The organism is Pseudomonas sp. PB120 (genome assembly GCF_009761815.1).
Taxonomy (GTDB): Bacteria; Pseudomonadota; Gammaproteobacteria; order Pseudomonadales; family Pseudomonadaceae; genus Aquipseudomonas.
This window is the reverse complement of sequence record NZ_RWIN01000035.1, coordinates 19,588-35,553: the sequence shown is the minus strand read 5'-3', so window position 1 is coordinate 35,553 and position 15,966 is coordinate 19,588. Positions and strand designations below refer to the sequence as shown.

The window sequence follows — 15,966 nt, the reverse complement described above, 5'->3', positions numbered from 1 at the left end:
TTTCGCGAGCAAGCTCGCGAAAGGGCCAGATCAGGCGCTACAAATCTCACACAGCGATCAACCGCTCCCGCAGCTTGGTGATTTCATCACGCATCTGCGCCGCAGCCTCAAACTCCAGATCCCGCGCCAACGCATACATCTTCTCTTCCAGCGCCTTGATCCGCTTGACAACCTCTCCCGGCGAACGCAATTCGGCTTCGTACTTGGCGCTTTCCTCGGCGGCCTTGGCCATGCCTTTGCGCTTCTTGCTGCGCGAGCCCGGCACGGTGGCGCCTTCCATGATATCGGCCACGTCCTTGAACACCCCCTTGGGGGTGATGCCGTTGGCCAGGTTGAAGGCAATCTGCTTGTCACGACGCCGTTCGGTTTCGCCGATTGCCCGCTCCATGGAACCGGTGATCCGGTCGGCATACAGAATCGCCCGCCCATTGAGGTTACGCGCCGCCCGGCCGATGGTCTGAATCAGCGAGCGCTCCGAACGCAGGAAACCTTCCTTGTCCGCATCCAGAATCGCCACCAGCGAGACCTCCGGCATGTCCAGGCCTTCGCGCAACAAGTTGATCCCGACCAGCACGTCGAAGGTGCCCAAACGCAGGTCGCGGATGATTTCCACCCGCTCCACAGTGTCGATGTCCGAGTGCAGGTAACGCACCCGAACGCCATGGTCGGCCAGGTAATCGGTCAAATCTTCGGACATGCGCTTGGTCAGCGTGGTGACCAGCACCCGCTCTTCCAGCGCCACGCGCTTGCCGATTTCGGAGAGCAGGTCATCGACCTGGGTCAGCGCCGGACGGATTTCGATTTGCGGGTCCACCAGGCCGGTCGGACGCACGACCATATCAATCACGCGCCCGGCATGTTCCGCCTCGTAGTTACCCGGTGTGGCCGAAACAAAAATCGTCTGCGGGCTGATGCCTTCGAACTCGTCGAAGCGCATTGGCCGGTTATCCAACGCTGAAGGCAGGCGGAAACCGTATTCCACCAGCGTCTCTTTACGCGAGCGGTCACCCTTATACATGGCGCCGACCTGCGGCACGCTGACGTGGGATTCGTCGATCACCAGCAAGGCATCGGCCGGCAAGTAGTCGAACAAGGTCGGCGGCGCCTCGCCGGATGCGCGCCCGGAGAGGTAGCGCGAGTAGTTTTCGATGCCGTTGCAGTAGCCCAGTTCGAGAATCATCTCCAGGTCGAAACGGGTGCGCTGCTCCAGGCGTTGCGCTTCCACCAGTTTGTTGTTGGAACGCAGGTATTCCAAGCGCTCCTGCAACTCGACCTTGATCCCTTCGACGGCGTCCAGCAGGGTTTCCCGCGGGGTCACGTAGTGGCTTTTCGGGTAAAAGGTAAAGCGCGGCAGCTTGCGGATCACTTCGCCCGTCAACGGATCGAAGGCGGACAAGCTTTCGACTTCATCATCGAACAGCTCAATGCGGATCGCCTCGAAATCGGATTCCGCCGGGTGAATGTCGATTACATCACCGCGCACCCGGAAGGTTGCACGGGCGAAATCCATGTCGTTGCGGGTGTATTGCAGGTCCGCCAGGCGACGCAGCAACGCACGCTGGTCGAGCTTGTCGCCGCGATCCACGTGCAGCACCATTTTCAGATAGGTTTCCGGGCTGCCCAGACCATAGATGCACGAGACCGTGGTGACGATGATCGCGTCTTTGCGCTCCAGCAAGGCTTTGGTCGCGGACAGTCGCATCTGCTCGATGTGGTCGTTGATCGAGGCATCTTTCTCGATAAAGGTGTCCGACGATGGCACGTAGGCTTCGGGCTGGTAGTAGTCGTAGTACGAAACGAAGTACTCGACGGCGTTGTTCGGGAAGAACGCCTTGAACTCGCCGTACAACTGCGCGGCCAGGGTCTTGTTCGGCGCCAGCACCAGGGTTGGGCGCTGCACTTGTGCGATGACGTTGGCAATGCTGAAGGTCTTGCCCGAGCCGGTCACACCGAGCAACGTCTGGTGCGCCAGCCCGGCTTCGATGCCTTCGACCATCAGGCGGATGGCTTCCGGCTGGTCGCCGGCGGGCTCGAAGCGGGTGACTAGCTGGAATTCAGACATGAACTACCTCTGGTTCGCGCCGGACCGGTCAAACCGGACAGGAACGAGAAAGACCGCAAACGACCGACGTCGCCCGAGGAAAAAACTGGATTGTGCTCAATGTGGAGCCGAATGCCCGCGCTTTCAAGGCAAACGTCCTACATCCCGTAAAGACTTTGACGCAGCCAATCGACTAATGGTCGAAAAATAATCGAAAAAACCTACCGTAAAAGCTGAATCCTCTGTCGCCATCAATCGCCGATGACCTCTATACTAGCTCCCCGTTTGTGCACCGCTCTAGTGCATTCGGCTGGAGCGCCACACGTCCCTCCATTCTCCATTCAGAGCCGCCGCAAAAATGAGCCTGTTCTCCGCTGTCGAAATGGCACCACGCGATCCAATCCTGGGCCTCAACGAAGCATTCAATGCCGATACCCGTACCAACAAGGTCAACCTGGGGGTCGGTGTTTACTGCAACGAGGAGGGGCGAATTCCACTCCTGCGCGCCGTTGTCGAAGCCGAGACGATTCGCGTCGCTCAACACGCTTCCCGTGGCTACTTGCCAATCGACGGCATCGCCGCTTACGACCAGGCCGTGCAAAAACTGCTGTTTGGCAATGACTCGCCGCTGATCGCTGCTGGCCGCGTCATCACCACCCAGGCCGTTGGCGGTACCGGCGCGCTGAAAATCGGTGCCGACTTCCTCAAGCAACTGCTGCCAAACGCCGTCGTCGCCATCAGCGATCCAAGCTGGGAAAACCATCGCGCACTGTTCGAAACCGCCGGTTTCCCGGTGCAGAACTACCGCTATTACGACGCCGCGACCCACGACGTTAACCGTGCCGGCTTGCTGGAAGACCTGAACGCCCTGCCGTCCGGTTCGATCGTCGTACTGCACGCTTGCTGCCACAACCCGACTGGCGTGGACCTGAGCCCGGCCGACTGGAACAACGTCCTGGAAGTGGTGAAAGCCAAAGGTCACGTGCCGTTCCTCGACATGGCCTACCAGGGCTTTGGCGATGGCATCGACGAAGACGCCGCTGCCGTGCGCCTGTTCGCGGAATCGGGCCTGACCTTCTTCGTTTCCAGCTCGTTCTCCAAATCTTTCTCGCTGTACGGCGAGCGCGTGGGCGCCCTGTCGATCGTCAGCGAATCGAAAGAAGAAAGCGCGCGCGTCCTGTCGCAAGTCAAACGCGTGATCCGCACCAACTACTCCAACCCGCCGACCCACGGTGCAAGCATCGTCGCCGCCGTGTTGAACAGCCCGGAACTGCGCGCTCAGTGGGAAGAAGAACTGGCAGAAATGCGCCTGCGGATTCGCGGCATGCGCATCCAGATGGTCGACCTGCTGGCGAAAAACGCTCCACACCGCGACTTCAGCTTCGTCGGTCGTCAGCGTGGCATGTTCTCCTACTCCGGCCTGACGGTTGAGCAAGTGACCCGTCTGCGCAGCGAGTTCGGCATCTATGCACTGGACACCGGCCGCATCTGCGTTGCCGCGTTGAACCAGAGCAACATCGACGCCGTGACCAAGGCGATCGTTGCAGTGATCTGAGTCTTGTTGTGATACGAAAAACGGGAAGCTTTTGAGCTTCCCGTTTTTTATTTGTCACAGATAATTCTCGACCTCATGACCGAGCGCTCTAGACTGCACAGCGACAGGTTTGCGTACACCCGAGATTTTCCAAGAGAACCCACATGAAAAACGATGACCTACGCGCTGAGCGCGATGACCTGGATGACGTGAATGACTTCATCCCCCGCACCCCGGCCAAACGCGGCAACAATCTGGTGCTGCAAGTCGCAGCCGGTGTATTCCTCGGCGGCCTGGCCCTGTGGCTGGTGCAATTGGGCGCGACAGCGCTTTACGCCAAACTGATGCTCGGCACGCTGACTTTCGGCGGTTAAGCCAATTCGGTCGCGCGCTGGCTGGCGGCGTCGTCATAGGCGACGTAGAGCGATTCAGCGACCTGACTCTTGATTGCCTTGGTGCTTTCCAGCCCCAGGACAAACCCTTCGGCCTTGCCACCGGCACGGTTCAGTTCATCAGCGGTACTGGCCTGCGTGATTGCATCGAACAGTTTTTCGGCGTGCGGGCCGACACCCTTGGGCAAGCTGATCTGGGCGATGCTCATGCGAACACCCCATGGTGTCGGGACGTGAGGATTGGGTGATTCATGGCGCGTACCTTTTCGGCGAATGGCCGGCAGCGCGTGTAACCACTTCCGGGCGGTCATGGTAGCCCGCTGAGGCGATTCTGGTAACCGCCAACACCCGAGAAACCACCGTCCGTCTTCATGATTCCATTAAAGTGCTAACTGATGCTTGACTTCTCTTTTTGAATCAGTAACATACGCGCTATTCCGCGATAGCTCAGTTGGTAGAGCAAGTGACTGTTAATCACTGGGTCCCTGGTTCGAGTCCAGGTCGTGGAGCCAGTAAAATCAACGAAAAAGGCCAGCGCATAGCTGGCCTTTTTTGTTTCTGCTCAACGAATTGCTCAACAATTCATTTCTGCTAAACACTTCATCTAATGAACAGTTGATGACGATTTACATGCGAGACAGCGGCACTCAATGTGCCCGGCAAAGCAGCGGGCCTTCGCCAGCGAAATGTTGCAGGACGAGCAAACTATCGCCTAACGGCACCATTACCGAGGGCATCCTCCCCGGCCAGCTGAAAGACCCTTTTGGCAAGATCCACCGCAACGGTGGTGCATGCCACCACATCGGCTGACAAAGACTGATTGATCGTCGTATGCTTTTTCATGGCCTCGCCCTCGCTGTCGCTGGCTTCTATAAGAATGCCACCGTGGCGCACAGACGCCTCGGTTTGGGCGAGTCCATCCAATTACATAGAGAGCGCTACGCCCATGTCTATCGGCTAAAACGCTCCGCCAGGCCGTACAGATAATCAGCCATCACTTCCAGATCCTGACTGATCGCGGCGCCTTGCTCAGCCTGTCCGGCGCTGTGGTCACACAATTGAGCAATACGCGTGATCTGTTGGTTGATGTCTTCGGTCACGTGACGTTGCTCTTCTGAGGCGGACGCCATCTGCTGGCTCATATCGGTAATCCGGCTGACGGCTTGACTGATGCCGACCAGGGCCGACTGCACAGCTTCGGCACGCTGCATGCTTTCACGGGAAATCTGCTCACCCCGGCTGGCTGTTGATACCGCGCGATCTGCACCGACATACAGCGAAGCGATGATGCCGTGGATCTGCTCAGTGGATACGCGGGTGCGTTGTGCCAGAGAGCGCACCTCGTCTGCAACCACCGCGAAGCCTCGACCTTGCTCACCCGCCCGGGCCGCTTCAATCGCTGCGTTGAGCGCCAGCAGGTTGGTCTGTTCGGCTATGGACGTGATGACATCCACGACGTTGCCGATCGATTGCGTCTCACTTGCCAAGGCATTGACTGCCTTGTCGATCTCGTTGACGGCCGCGTACATAGCTTCCATGGCATGCAGACTTTGCAGGGCCAGTTCACTGCCTTCCTTGGTCAACTGGTGGGCCTCGGAGGCGGCATGCGCAGTGCTGATGACGTTTTGAGTCACCTGCTGATTGGTGGCGGCCATCTGTGAAATGGCGGCGGCGGACTGGTCCGTTTCGCTGCGCTGACGATCAAGCGACTGCGCTTGCGAACCGGAGAGTTCGCTGGACTGCGCAGCCTTTGCCTTTACATTGACCCCGGCATCGACAAGCCTGGTCAAGGCTGTCTGCAAGCGTGCTCCCTCACTAAGCATGGCCATATCCAGGCGCCCTTGGGGCCCGTGGTTTTCGCTAAAGGTGAGCGCGACCAGCGGATCGGAAAATGCTTTCGGGTGCTCGGCCAGGGTGCGCTCGATGGTTAGGCGATGTCGGGACTCGAACAGGTACCAGGCGAGCATCAGGCTCGCCACAAGTACCCCCTGGGCGGCCGCTTTTGGAAGCCATTGATCACCTGATAGTGACACTGCTCCTGCCATCAGGAATGGCCAGCCGTGTTTCAGTGGACGGAAAAGGCGGGCACTTAGCGACACAATCGGCTTGCCGGCCCGCATCCTTGCATACACTGCTGCTGCCCGGCGAACCCGGTCGCGGCTGGGCACCGAGCAAACCGATTCGTAACCGCTAATGCGTCCGTTTTCAAAGATTGCCGTGACGTAAGTACTGACCCAATAGAAATCACCGTTTTTCGAGCGGTTTTTCAGCAAACCCATCCAGGGCTTGCCTTGCTTGATGGTGTGCCACATATGGATAAACACTCCCGGTGGCATATCCGGGTGTCGAACCAGGTTATGGGTCTGGCCGACCAGTTCGTCAAGAGTGAAACCGCTGATGGCAACAAAGGCGTCATTGCAGTAAGTGATTCGGCTATCCAGATCGGTCGTGGAGATCAATCGTTGTTCGGCAGGGAATACTCTTTCTTGCTCGGTTACGGGCAAATTCACACGCATTGAGTGCGATTCCTTTTCGGATTATTAGTATGAGGGGAGCCTGTGAACGAAGCCGGGCCATCCTGGCCCTAACGAATGCCGGTACCCGCCATGGACTCCGGTACCCACAGCGCCGCTGACAGCGGCTCGATGTAGCCGATACCGCCATGAGGGCCCACCACGCCATTGATGTTGTAGGTGCCGAGAGACAGGTCGTACGTCATGAATGGGGTGGCATCCGGCACCTGCTGGTCATAACTCTGGCTCAAGAAAGCGAAGGAACCACGGTAGAGCTGGTCATTGCCGTCGTACTGATCGGAGGCCACTGCGGCCCAGGTATCTTCATCCAGGTAAAAGCGGCGCTTGTGGTAGATGTGATTTGCACCTGGCTTGAGGTTGCCCTCCACGACATAGACCCGGTGTTTTTCCCAGCGGACGAAGTCCGGGGCAATGTAATTGGGAGTGGTCAGTGACTTGGCATCCCGGGCATAGGTCAGTTTGTAGGTGTTGTAGGGCACGATCATTTCTTGCTTGCCAACCAGCGTCCAGTCATAGAGCTCGAGGGCACGGGCGGTACCGGGGTTGGGTGTGTCGTAGGCCAGGATCGAAATTTGTTTGACCCGGCGCTGGGCCGGCATGTACTGCCAGGCACGGCCTGGACGCTCCAGTGGGTTGGTAGCGTTTTTGAGCATGACCGACTCGCCGGCTCTGCGTGCAGGTCCTATATAGGACAGTTTCAACTGGTAGTAGATGTCGGAATTGTTGATGGGCTTCGACATGTTCTCGTAAATCGGAAAGGAGACGAATGCCTCGCCGGTGACAACCAGGCTTCGCACCCCCGCTGCGTCGACGCTCCACGAGTCGTACTTGGAATGGATGTTGACGCCCTGAAAGCGCAGCAGAAAATTCCACATCGCCTCGGCGCCTGATTGCGGGATCGGGAACGGCACACCGGGCAGTACATTGTCGAAGGCTATCCCACCTTTAAGAGACCTGGCGGCGGTGGCGTTCTTGCGGCTATTGTCCAATACCGCCTGTGGCAGCGCTGCAGTGCGGTGGGTCGGATACACGTCGATGCGGTAGCCGGGGTAACGTCGAGCCAACGCTACGGAGGTGGCACTCAGCATTCCCCTGTATTGATCCACGTTCTTGCCGTTGATCACCAGCAGCGGCTTTTCGTTCGCATAGGGATCTGGGCGCATGGTATCACCCGTTTTGAAGCTGGCCGGGGCCGTGGTCAGGCCACCGTTGTAAGGCGGGATGGAACCATCGGCATTGCCGACCTTTTCAGCCCCCACCAACGTCAGACTGGTGCCCAGCCGGGCAGCTTCCTGACTCGATACATTAGCTTGTGCATCGATGGCCAACGCCATGACGGGTATAGCAGCCAAGAGGCATTTCACGAATTTCATATTGTTATTCTCCTGCTTGGCGTACCAGGCAACTCGTGACTCAGGCGCAGCAGTCGCATCCCTCGGCTCAATCGCCAGGGGCTTTTTATGCAGCCATTAAAAAGCCCCCGAATCGGAAGCGCTTTTCATTTGACGACAGACCTTTGGCTATTCATGACAGAGCAGGGTCTGTCTGCGATCCCATTGCAGGAGCTGGCTGTACCATTGCGAAACCAAATTCAAGTCAATAAAAAAGGCATCCCGAAGGATGCCTTTTTGAATTTTACGAGGAGTAGTCGCAGCGATTCTTTAGCTCCAGGCCACGAATGACCTTAGGTTCAGAATCCGACCGGCATGCCAGTCGTCACTACTTCAGAGGGAGCCAGCTCCTCTGCTGCCAACGAGATGGGGGGCCAATACTGGAGGCCGAGCCCAAGGATGCGCAATTGCAGACCTCGATCTGATTTTCAGTCATGTGCGGAACGAGTGCCAACCCGGCACTCACCCCGCCTCAGGGCTCAATCAGACATGCTCACCACTTTTCACATGCACCCCGCGTGGCTCTCCATGACCATGGTCGGCCTCTACCACCGGGATTTCCTTACCGTCGCAGTCATGCAACTTGCCTTCACTGAAGTAATCGCCTTCGCGCAATGCGGCCAGGTCCTGATAGCGCAACACACGCTCGGTGCCGGCAGCGAACACTGACTGCTGATCGGAGTTGCCGGCCGTGAGGTGGTTGAAGGTCAGGTTGAGCACGATGGCCATGATCGCCGAGGAGCTGATGCCCGAGTGGAAGATCGTGGCGAACCAGCTTGGGAAGTGATCGTAGAAGTTCGGTGCGGCGATGGGGATCATGCCGAAACCGATCGAGGTGGCGACGATGATCAGGTTGACGTTGTTGCGGTAGTCGACCTTGGACAGCGTACGAATGCCGCTGGCGGCCACGGTGCCGAACAACACGATACCGGCGCCGCCAAGGACGGAAGTCGGAACGGCGGCGATGACCCGGCCCATGAAGGGCAGCAGGCCCAGGATTACCAGGAACAAGCCACCGGTCGCCACCACAAAGCGGCTCTTGATGCCAGTCACCGCCACCAGCCCGACGTTCTGGGCGAAGGCGCTTTGAGTGAAGGAGCCAAAGATCGGTGCGATCATGCTCGATAGCATGTCGGCCCGAAGGCCATTGCCCAGGCGTTTGGAATCGACCTTGGTGCCGATGATTTCACCGACGGCCAGGATGTCGGCCGAGGTCTCCACCAGCGTCACCATGACCACGATGCACATCGACAGGATCGCCGCGAAGTGGAAGGTCGGCATGCCGAAGTGGAATGGCGCGGGGAAGCCGAACATCGGTCCCTGCGAGACGGACGAAAAGTCCGCCATGCCGAGGAATACCGCAATCACCGTCCCGATGACCATGGCCAGCAGAATCGACAATCGGGAGATGGTGGCGCTACCAACCTTGCTCAGAAGCAGCACCAATACCAGCGTCACCGCCGCCAGCCCGATGTTTGCCATGCTGCCGAAATCCGCGGCATGGCTGTTGCCACCCATAGCCCAGCGGGCGGCGACCGGCATTAGTGTCAGGCCGATGGTGGTGATGACGATGCCCGTGACCAGCGGCGGGAAAAACTTGGTAATCCGCGAGAACACCGGCGTGATCAGCAAACCAATCAGGGACGCCGCAATCACCGCCCCCAGGATCGACTGAAAGCCACCCTCCCCGCCACTGCTGACAATCGCCACCATGGTCGCGACGCCGGAAAAAGACACGCCCTGTACCAGCGGCAACTGACAACCGAAAAACGGTAAACCAAGGGTCTGCAGCAACGTCGCCAAGCCCCCCGCAAACAATGAAGCAGCAATCAACAAACCGATGTCCGCCGGCGAAAGCCCGGCCGCCTGACCGATGATCAACGGCACCGCAACGATGCCACCGTACATGGTCAAAACATGTTGCAGGCCGTAAGCCATATTCGCGCCGACCCCGAGATTTTCGTCTTCGGGCCGTTGGTGTGAAACATGGGGCGTTTTCATGTTAGGGGGTTCCCTGGTTTTTGTTATGCGCACACTGTATGCAAGACTCAGGACAAATGTCTATAGAGTTGTATACAACTCACCAGTCAGATTATGAACATGTGTCCATTTGTGCCTTTCACTGCTCAGACTCCCCCGCCCAAAAAACCTTGAAATACATCCTTCGAACGCCTTCTACCTTACCCGCTAGGCTTTGGATTCCAAGCGACCAACGGTACGGTTGCCTCTCGCCTATACATATAAAGTATGCATAATTAAGTCATTCGAAATTCAGTATCACAAGGCAAAGAACGCCGCTAACAAATTAAAGCACCAAGGGATCAGCCTCGCGGAAACGGAGGCCGTGTTTTATGACGAGAGAGCGCTCTCGGTGCAGGACAACCACCATGATGAGCAGCGCTGGATCATCATGGGGCTGGATGCCAAGGGGCGCTTGTTGGTCGTTGCTTACACCTATCGCGATCCGAATTTCGTTCGAATAATTTCCGCGCGCATCGCGACCCACAACGAGCAGCGCCGATACAGGGAGGCTTGACCCATGAAAGACGAATACGATTTCAGCAATGCCAAACGTGGAGCCGTTGCCTCCACCAAAGGAAAAACCCGAATCACCATCATGCTCGATGACGTCGTTATCGAAGCGGCCCGCGCCTTGGCCGAGAGTGAAGGGTTTGGTTATCAGACGGTGATCAACAACACCCTGCGCCAGGCCCTGCTCGGCGACGGCAGTAAAAGCGCGATCTCCAGCCCATACACCGCTATCGCGAATGCCGGGCATTTCAAAGAGGGGATAACCGCCGCCGAGCTAAAAAGCCTGGAGAAAAAATTGTCAGAGGTCTTGAGCGAAATCCATCGCGTACTGGAGCCTTGAGTGACTCAAGACGACAGCAATCGCTTCAGCGTTTGTTTGAGCGTTACAGATTCGGGCACCCGAATCCCGAACTCGCGGCTCAGCAATTCCAGCAACTCATCGACATCCGCCACTTGCCGGCGCTCAGTCTCGCTGCCGATTCGATGAATCGCGAAGCTGCCGTTGTTCAACGTGCGCCGCCATCCCTCTCCCGTGCGGGCCACCATCAATTGTTTAACAAAGGATGACTCTGGATGGGTCGAGACGTACCAGTTGCCGATGGTGTAGTCGATGTCTTCCTGGCGTTGCAGGTCGAAGAGGTACATCGCCCGCCATTCGCCGGCGACGTTGGCGCGCAGGGTGTAGCCATCGACATGCTGTTCGATGCGATAGGGTTCGTGCGGGGTGAGCTGTTCGTCCGGCGTATCGAGCAGCAGCGGCGCGGTCGGCACCATGCCACCGAAGCCGACGTCGGTGATGTAGCGCACGCCGTCCAGGATCACCAGGCTCAAGCGATGCGTACGAGCCGTCCATGCGCCTTCGGGCTGGCCCATCACAACCCGGCCACTGATGCCTCGCGCATCGAAACCCAGCGTCTGTAGCAACGCCAGAAACAGGTTATTGAGTTCGTAGCAGTAACCACCACGCCCCGCGTGCAGGACTTTCTGCTCAATGGATGGCAAGTCGATGAGCACCGGCTCGCCCGACAATGTACTGAGGTTTTCGAAAGGGAATACGCCGGTGTGACGCAGCTGAAGTTGGCGCAGGGTTTCCAGCGTCGGTGCGGGAGGCGCATCGAACCCCAGGCGTTGCAAATACAGACTCAGGTTTTCCAGGCGTGGTTCGCTCATTGCTCGGTCCTTCTGCAGAGGCCGCGGATCACTCCGCCGATGGGCGCCATGTATAAGGGATAAATCGGTTCGACCGACAATTGATTTCGCCAATCGCCGCGCAAGGTTATTCAGCGACGTTTGCGCGCCCCCAGCCGAATCCAGGTCGGCGCATGGTCGCTGGCGTGTGGCTCGTTTCTCACCCAGGCATCGACGCCAGCATCCTGCAGGTAAGGGCTCAAGGCCGGATTGAGTAACAGATGATCAATGCGCAGACCCGAATTTTTCTGCCAGTGCTGCCGGAAATAATCCCAGAAGGTATAGAGCCGGTCCTCCGGATAAAGATGTCGCAGGGAGTCGGTCCAGCCTTGAGCGAGCAAACGCTGGTAGCACTCGCGGCTTTGCGGTTGCAGCAAGGCATCCTTGAGCCAGGAGCGCGGGTTGTAGATGTCGAGGTCGGTGGGCACCACGTTGTAGTCGCCGGCAAGCACCACTGGATGTTCGCTGTCTTGAAGGGTGTGTGCGTAGTTGATCAGGCGTTCGAACCACGCCAGCTTGTAGTCGAATTTCGGCCCCGGCTGCGGATTGCCATTGGGCAGGTACAGGCAGCCGACCAGAATCCCGTGCACGGCAGCTTCGAGATAGCGGCTATGGGTGTCACTGTCATCGCCAGGCAGGCCTCGGCGACTTTCCAGTGGTTGCGCATCCCGCGCGAGAATCGCCACGCCGTTCCATGAGGACTGGCCGTGCCAGATCGCGCCGTAGCCAGCGGCTTCAAGCTCGGCCGCGGGAAATGCGCTGTCGACCGACTTCAATTCCTGCAAACAGGCGATGTCCGGTTTTTCCCGCTCAAGCCAGACCAGCAAGTTCGGCAGTCGGGCGCGCAAGCCATTGACGTTGAAGGTGGCGATTCGCAGGTTTTTCATGAACCAACGCTCCTGATGCGAGGTGTCTAGCGTGTGACACCTGCACGTTTCGGTGGTTGCGTCGGCCACCACCTGTACGGCGTAATAGGAACCCAACACCCGCCTGTGCTGCCGAGAACACCGACGTCATGGAAACAACTCTGGAAGGTCAACGAATCAGCCTGCGCCCCCTGCAATACGCCGATGCCGACGCGCTGATCAGCGCCGCACGGGACGGCGAGCTGTGGAACCTGACCGTCACCGTCGTGCCGTCTCCGATGACGGTCGACGACTACCTGAAGAAGGCCCTTGATGGCCGTGACGCCGGAACGGTCATGCCCTTCGTCATCGTGCTCAACGACACTGGCGAAGTCATTGGCTCGACGCGCTTCTGGAAAATCGACCGGCTCAACCGCAAGCTCGAGATCGGCAGCAGCTGGATCTCTGCCCGCTGGCAGAAAACCTTCGTCAACACCGAAGCCAAATACCTGATGTTGCGCCATGCGTTCGAGGTGCTGGACTGCGTGCGGGTGCAATTCACTACCGACGAAAACAACCAGACATCGCGCCACGCCATTCTCCGGCTCGGCGCGCAGCAAGAAGGCATCGTGCGCCACGAACGGATCATGCCGGACGGACGCAAGCGCAATTCGGTGCGATTCAGCATCATTGATGATGAATGGCCTCAGGTGCGGCGCGGTCTTGAGCAGAAGCTGGCAAATCACTGACCAGTCGTCATTTGTCATGCACCTCCCCCTACCCCACGAGCCTAATGTCAGGTAACGACTCATTTGTTGGAGACGTACCATGATCAACAAGACATTGAGCTCCTTGTTACTGGCCGGATTATTATCCGCCGTGGCCGTGGGCACATGGGCGGCCTCTGATGACGGCGCCGATGCCACCGGCACCCATTCGGGCGCAATCAGCGGCTCGACGCTGTCACCCAACAACAACCCGGGAACGCCCTCGGTCGGACACGACTCCAGGGGCGACAATCGCGGCTCGGGCTCGTCGAGTGGCGGCATTGGCAACAGCGGTGGCACCAGCGGTTCTGGCGCTGGCGGCGGAACCGGCGCGGCGGGTGGTGGCACCGGTGGCGCGGGAGGCGGAACGGGCAGCTGGACGCGTAAAAGCAACCCCTAGCATGAAGTCACCCACTACCTTTACAGGGGCGTGACCACCGATACGTTCACGTTGGCAGGCTCAGCGTTGGTGCTCATCTGCGACAACGGCGTCACGGTGTAGCCATCCTGTATTTTGTGCACCGCCGCGTAATCCGCCGCAGCGTCGACCCGGGTTCTGCCGATGATCCAGACAAAAGACGTGGGTGAAGGCAAATGATTCAATCCGGCGGGTACCGTCCCGGTCCACCCCGGCGGCGTTACCAGAAACTGCCCCCCGTGCGTGTCGGTCGTGCTCGAGTCTGGTGAGGCGAATACGTCGCTCCACATGTCGAGCATCGGGAGCACATAGAAACGCCCGCCTGTGTTCGGCGCGGCGATGATCTGGGGTTCTTTGGTCAGGTCCAGCCAGGCGATGGAATAGAGCGTGTCGACGTCTGAGCGTGTCGAACCGCTGAACGCTTTCGACGGAGCGCCGGGCACACTCATAAACATGTTCACCGGGGCTTTCGACTGCGGGGCTATTTCTGATTGAGCGTAACTGGCCAACGGATAGGTGATGGAGGCTGCAACGGTTAGAGCAACGGCTGTCAATGCTTGAGTAATCAACATTTTGGCGTCGTCCTCGCTGAGGGAGACCTGCCGGATTCGGCAGAGCTATCGCAACTCTAGACGATCATTTGCGGTGGATCTGACAGCCAGACGGCCGGCTGTCGGGGTGTTGCGCAGGTGAAACAGTCACTCAGCAGCCTCAGCGGTCCGAACGCATCAGCGCTTCGACACCACCCTCCAGCGACAACACGGCCGAGCGGTTTCGCCCCGAATGCTTGGCCCGATACAACGCCGCATCGGCACACTGGATAAACATTTCAATGCTGTCGCGCCCCGTCGGCACAAACGCATAACAACCGAGGCTGACCGTCACATAGCCGGTCGGTGAACCGCTGTGAGTGATGTTCTTGTCAATGACGCTGCGGCGGATCAGTTCGGCAATCGCCAGGGCGCCGTGGATGTCGGTCTCGGGCAGCAACACTGCGAACTCTTCACCGCCGTACCGCACCGCCAGGTCAGCCTTGCGATGGCAACAACTCTTCAATGCCCGCGCGACTTCAGCCAGGCAATGGTCCCCGGCCACGTGTCCATAGGCGTCGTTGTAGCGCTTGAAGAAATCGATATCGAGCATGATCAGGCTGAGCGATGTCGAGCGTCGGGCGCCACGACCGAACTCGATGTCCAGCGCACGCTCGAACAATCGGCGATTGGCCAGGCCGGTGAGGCTGTCATGGGTTGCGATCAGTTCCAGCGCTTCCTGAGCCTTGCGCAAATCCGCCTCGATCCGCTCACCATCGCGCACCTGATGAATGAACACCCAACCGAACAGCCCGACGCCCAGTATCACCAATGCAACAATGACGATGGACTGAAATGCCGTGGCCTCCCAGCCCTTGAGAATCGCCTCCTTGGAGGATGCCGCCGCCACTACCAACGGGTAGGCGCTCAACTGGTGGTAGCCATACAACCGCACAACGCCATCGACCACCGAGCTGACCATCGCGCTGCCGGAGGGCGCGCGGGGCAAGAGAGTCTGAAAGATTTCGCCATTGGCCAGTGAAGTGCCGATCTGCGCTTCGACATACGGGCGACGCGCCAACAACGTACCGTCGGTCAACGCCAAAAACATTGATCCGTTGTCATCGATGCTGAAGCTTTTGAAGAACTGATCGAAGTACGACATTTTGATCCCGGCCAACAACACGCCCTGGAAGTTGCCGTTCTTGTCGTTCACCCGCTTGGACACCGGAATGATCCACTCATCATTTTTACGGCTACGGATCGCCGGCCCGATGTGTGCCACCGATGACACATTCTGCTGATGAAACTTGAAGTACTCACGGTCCGCCACCCCTGGACCGCGGGGCAGATCTTCAAATGAAGTCACGACCCATTGACCGTTCTTGTCGAACAAAAATATCCCGTGCAATTGCTCCAGCGCCAAAACCCGTCGCTCAAAGGTCTTTTGCAATCGAGCTTTCTGGGCGGAGCCATAGCCATCAACCTGAAGCCACTCCGTCAGACCGGTCAGCACCAGATCGGCTTTCATGAACGTGTCTTCAGCCTGCTGCGCCATCGCCCGGGTCAAGTTCGCCGAGGCGACTTGTGCCGCGTCCAGGTCTTGGCGATGCGACTGCTCCAGCTGCAGGTAAAGCAAACCACACAGACACAGGCACACCGCCGCGATAAACAGCACCGCCGCCTTGAGCAGAGGTAGCCGTTTCAAAGCGCCGCCGGGGGCGTGGTGAGCGTCATGAAGAGGGATAGGCAAAAGCAGGTCCTGAAAGGGCAAGGCATGGGCTATGGCCCAAA

Annotated in this window: 13 protein-coding genes, 1 tRNA gene and 3 pseudogenes; 7 read left to right on the top strand and 10 right to left on the bottom strand. The window is 58.5% G+C overall.

Annotated features, from left to right (window positions below; all coding sequences use genetic code 11):
• Positions 1-46 precede the first annotated feature (46 nt).
• Positions 47-2,062 carry an excinuclease ABC subunit UvrB gene (gene uvrB, locus EJA72_RS05975; RefSeq protein ID WP_157710587.1) on the bottom strand — a complete coding sequence of 672 codons (2,016 nt, stop codon included), beginning with the start codon at positions 2,060-2,062 and terminating at the stop codon, positions 47-49.
• Positions 2,063-2,399: 337 nt separating this feature from the next.
• Here uvrB and EJA72_RS05970 point away from each other — a divergent pair, with 337 nt between their 5' ends.
• Both EJA72_RS05970 and EJA72_RS05965 read left to right on the top strand, forming a co-directional pair.
• Complete coding sequence (locus EJA72_RS05970) at positions 2,400-3,596, top strand: amino acid aminotransferase (protein ID WP_157710586.1); 1,197 nt, start codon at positions 2,400-2,402, stop codon at positions 3,594-3,596.
• Between the two features lie 143 nt (positions 3,597-3,739).
• Positions 3,740-3,949: a hypothetical protein gene (locus EJA72_RS05965; protein WP_157710585.1), complete on the top strand. Its 210-nt coding sequence runs from the start codon at positions 3,740-3,742 to the stop codon at positions 3,947-3,949.
• Here EJA72_RS05965 and EJA72_RS05960 read toward each other — a convergent pair.
• A complete protein-coding gene (locus EJA72_RS05960) occupies positions 3,946-4,176 on the bottom strand; it encodes a hypothetical protein (protein ID WP_008007186.1) in 231 nt (76 codons plus the stop codon). The two genes, EJA72_RS05965 and EJA72_RS05960, sit on opposite strands and share 4 nt — an antisense overlap.
• Before the next feature lie 227 nt (positions 4,177-4,403).
• On the opposite strand from EJA72_RS05960, the gene EJA72_RS05955 reads away from it, so the two are divergent.
• Positions 4,404-4,479: transfer RNA gene (locus EJA72_RS05955), tRNA-Asn, on the top strand.
• A 438-nt stretch (positions 4,480-4,917) separates the two neighbouring features.
• On the opposite strand, the pseudogene EJA72_RS29590 reads toward EJA72_RS05955, so the two are convergent.
• From EJA72_RS29590 to EJA72_RS05940, 4 genes and pseudogenes are all read right to left on the bottom strand, one after another.
• Positions 4,918-5,895: pseudogene (locus EJA72_RS29590) on the bottom strand (methyl-accepting chemotaxis protein); the annotation flags it as partial.
• A gap of 306 nt (positions 5,896-6,201) precedes the next feature.
• Positions 6,202-6,483 (bottom strand): annotated as a pseudogene (locus tag EJA72_RS29140) (PAS domain-containing protein); the annotation flags it as partial.
• 68 nt (positions 6,484-6,551) lie between these two features.
• The gene (locus tag EJA72_RS05945) at positions 6,552-7,874 is read right to left on the bottom strand and encodes a DUF1329 domain-containing protein (RefSeq protein WP_157710583.1); all 1,323 of its coding nucleotides are present in this window, start codon (positions 7,872-7,874) and stop codon (positions 6,552-6,554) included.
• Positions 7,875-8,375: 501 nt separating this feature from the next.
• Complete coding sequence (locus tag EJA72_RS05940) at positions 8,376-9,893, bottom strand: nucleobase:cation symporter-2 family protein (protein WP_157710582.1); 1,518 nt, start codon at positions 9,891-9,893, stop codon at positions 8,376-8,378.
• A 253-nt stretch (positions 9,894-10,146) separates the two neighbouring features.
• Between EJA72_RS05940 and EJA72_RS05935 the strand changes: the two genes are divergently transcribed.
• Entirely contained in the window at positions 10,147-10,428 is a 282-nt protein-coding gene (locus EJA72_RS05935; protein ID WP_178129095.1) for a BrnT family toxin, read from the top strand.
• Between the two features lie 3 nt (positions 10,429-10,431).
• Positions 10,432-10,764, top strand: coding sequence for a BrnA antitoxin family protein (locus tag EJA72_RS05930; RefSeq protein WP_157710580.1), 333 nt, complete (start codon positions 10,432-10,434; stop codon positions 10,762-10,764).
• Between the two features lie 5 nt (positions 10,765-10,769).
• On the opposite strand, the gene EJA72_RS05925 is transcribed toward EJA72_RS05930, so the two are convergent.
• Together EJA72_RS05925 and EJA72_RS05920 are read right to left on the bottom strand one after the other, a co-directional pair.
• Positions 10,770-11,594 (bottom strand): arylamine N-acetyltransferase, encoded by an 825-nt coding sequence (locus EJA72_RS05925; protein ID WP_157710579.1) that lies wholly within the window; start codon positions 11,592-11,594, stop codon positions 10,770-10,772.
• A gap of 110 nt (positions 11,595-11,704) precedes the next feature.
• Positions 11,705-12,499 (bottom strand): exodeoxyribonuclease III, encoded by a 795-nt coding sequence (locus EJA72_RS05920; protein ID WP_157710578.1) that lies wholly within the window; start codon positions 12,497-12,499, stop codon positions 11,705-11,707.
• A 128-nt stretch (positions 12,500-12,627) separates the two neighbouring features.
• Here EJA72_RS05920 and EJA72_RS05915 point away from each other — a divergent pair, with 128 nt between their 5' ends.
• Positions 12,628-13,206 carry a GNAT family N-acetyltransferase gene (locus tag EJA72_RS05915; protein ID WP_157710577.1) on the top strand — a complete coding sequence of 193 codons (579 nt, stop codon included), beginning with the start codon at positions 12,628-12,630 and terminating at the stop codon, positions 13,204-13,206.
• Between the two features lie 79 nt (positions 13,207-13,285).
• Complete coding sequence (locus EJA72_RS05910) at positions 13,286-13,624, top strand: hypothetical protein (protein WP_157710576.1); 339 nt, start codon at positions 13,286-13,288, stop codon at positions 13,622-13,624.
• Positions 13,625-13,665: 41 nt separating this feature from the next.
• Here EJA72_RS05910 and EJA72_RS05905 read toward each other — a convergent pair.
• Positions 13,666-14,214, bottom strand: a pseudogene (locus EJA72_RS05905) (DUF1254 domain-containing protein); the annotation flags it as partial.
• A 139-nt stretch (positions 14,215-14,353) separates the two neighbouring features.
• The gene (locus EJA72_RS05900) at positions 14,354-15,925 is read right to left on the bottom strand and encodes a GGDEF domain-containing protein (RefSeq protein ID WP_157710574.1); all 1,572 of its coding nucleotides are present in this window, start codon (positions 15,923-15,925) and stop codon (positions 14,354-14,356) included.
• Positions 15,926-15,966 lie beyond the last annotated feature (41 nt).

What these genes read in the sequence shown, in the direction of transcription:
- EJA72_RS05920 (WP_157710578.1), bottom strand. Translation starts at nt 12,499, where the DNA reads ATGAAAAACCTGCGAATCGCCACCTTCAACGTCAATGGCTTGCGCGCC.
- EJA72_RS05970 (WP_157710586.1), top strand. Translation starts at nt 2,400, where the DNA reads ATGAGCCTGTTCTCCGCTGTCGAAATGGCACCACGCGATCCAATCCTG.
- EJA72_RS05940 (WP_157710582.1), bottom strand. Translation starts at nt 9,893, where the DNA reads ATGAAAACGCCCCATGTTTCACACCAACGGCCCGAAGACGAAAATCTC.
- uvrB (WP_157710587.1), bottom strand. Translation starts at nt 2,062, where the DNA reads ATGTCTGAATTCCAGCTAGTCACCCGCTTCGAGCCCGCCGGCGACCAG.
- EJA72_RS05945 (WP_157710583.1), bottom strand. Translation starts at nt 7,874, where the DNA reads ATGAAATTCGTGAAATGCCTCTTGGCTGCTATACCCGTCATGGCGTTG.
- EJA72_RS05915 (WP_157710577.1), top strand. Translation starts at nt 12,628, where the DNA reads ATGGAAACAACTCTGGAAGGTCAACGAATCAGCCTGCGCCCCCTGCAA.
- EJA72_RS05910 (WP_157710576.1), top strand. Translation starts at nt 13,286, where the DNA reads ATGATCAACAAGACATTGAGCTCCTTGTTACTGGCCGGATTATTATCC.
- EJA72_RS05925 (WP_157710579.1), bottom strand. Translation starts at nt 11,594, where the DNA reads ATGAGCGAACCACGCCTGGAAAACCTGAGTCTGTATTTGCAACGCCTG.
- EJA72_RS05965 (WP_157710585.1), top strand. Translation starts at nt 3,740, where the DNA reads ATGAAAAACGATGACCTACGCGCTGAGCGCGATGACCTGGATGACGTG.
- EJA72_RS05960 (WP_008007186.1), bottom strand. Translation starts at nt 4,176, where the DNA reads ATGAGCATCGCCCAGATCAGCTTGCCCAAGGGTGTCGGCCCGCACGCC.
- EJA72_RS05930 (WP_157710580.1), top strand. Translation starts at nt 10,432, where the DNA reads ATGAAAGACGAATACGATTTCAGCAATGCCAAACGTGGAGCCGTTGCC.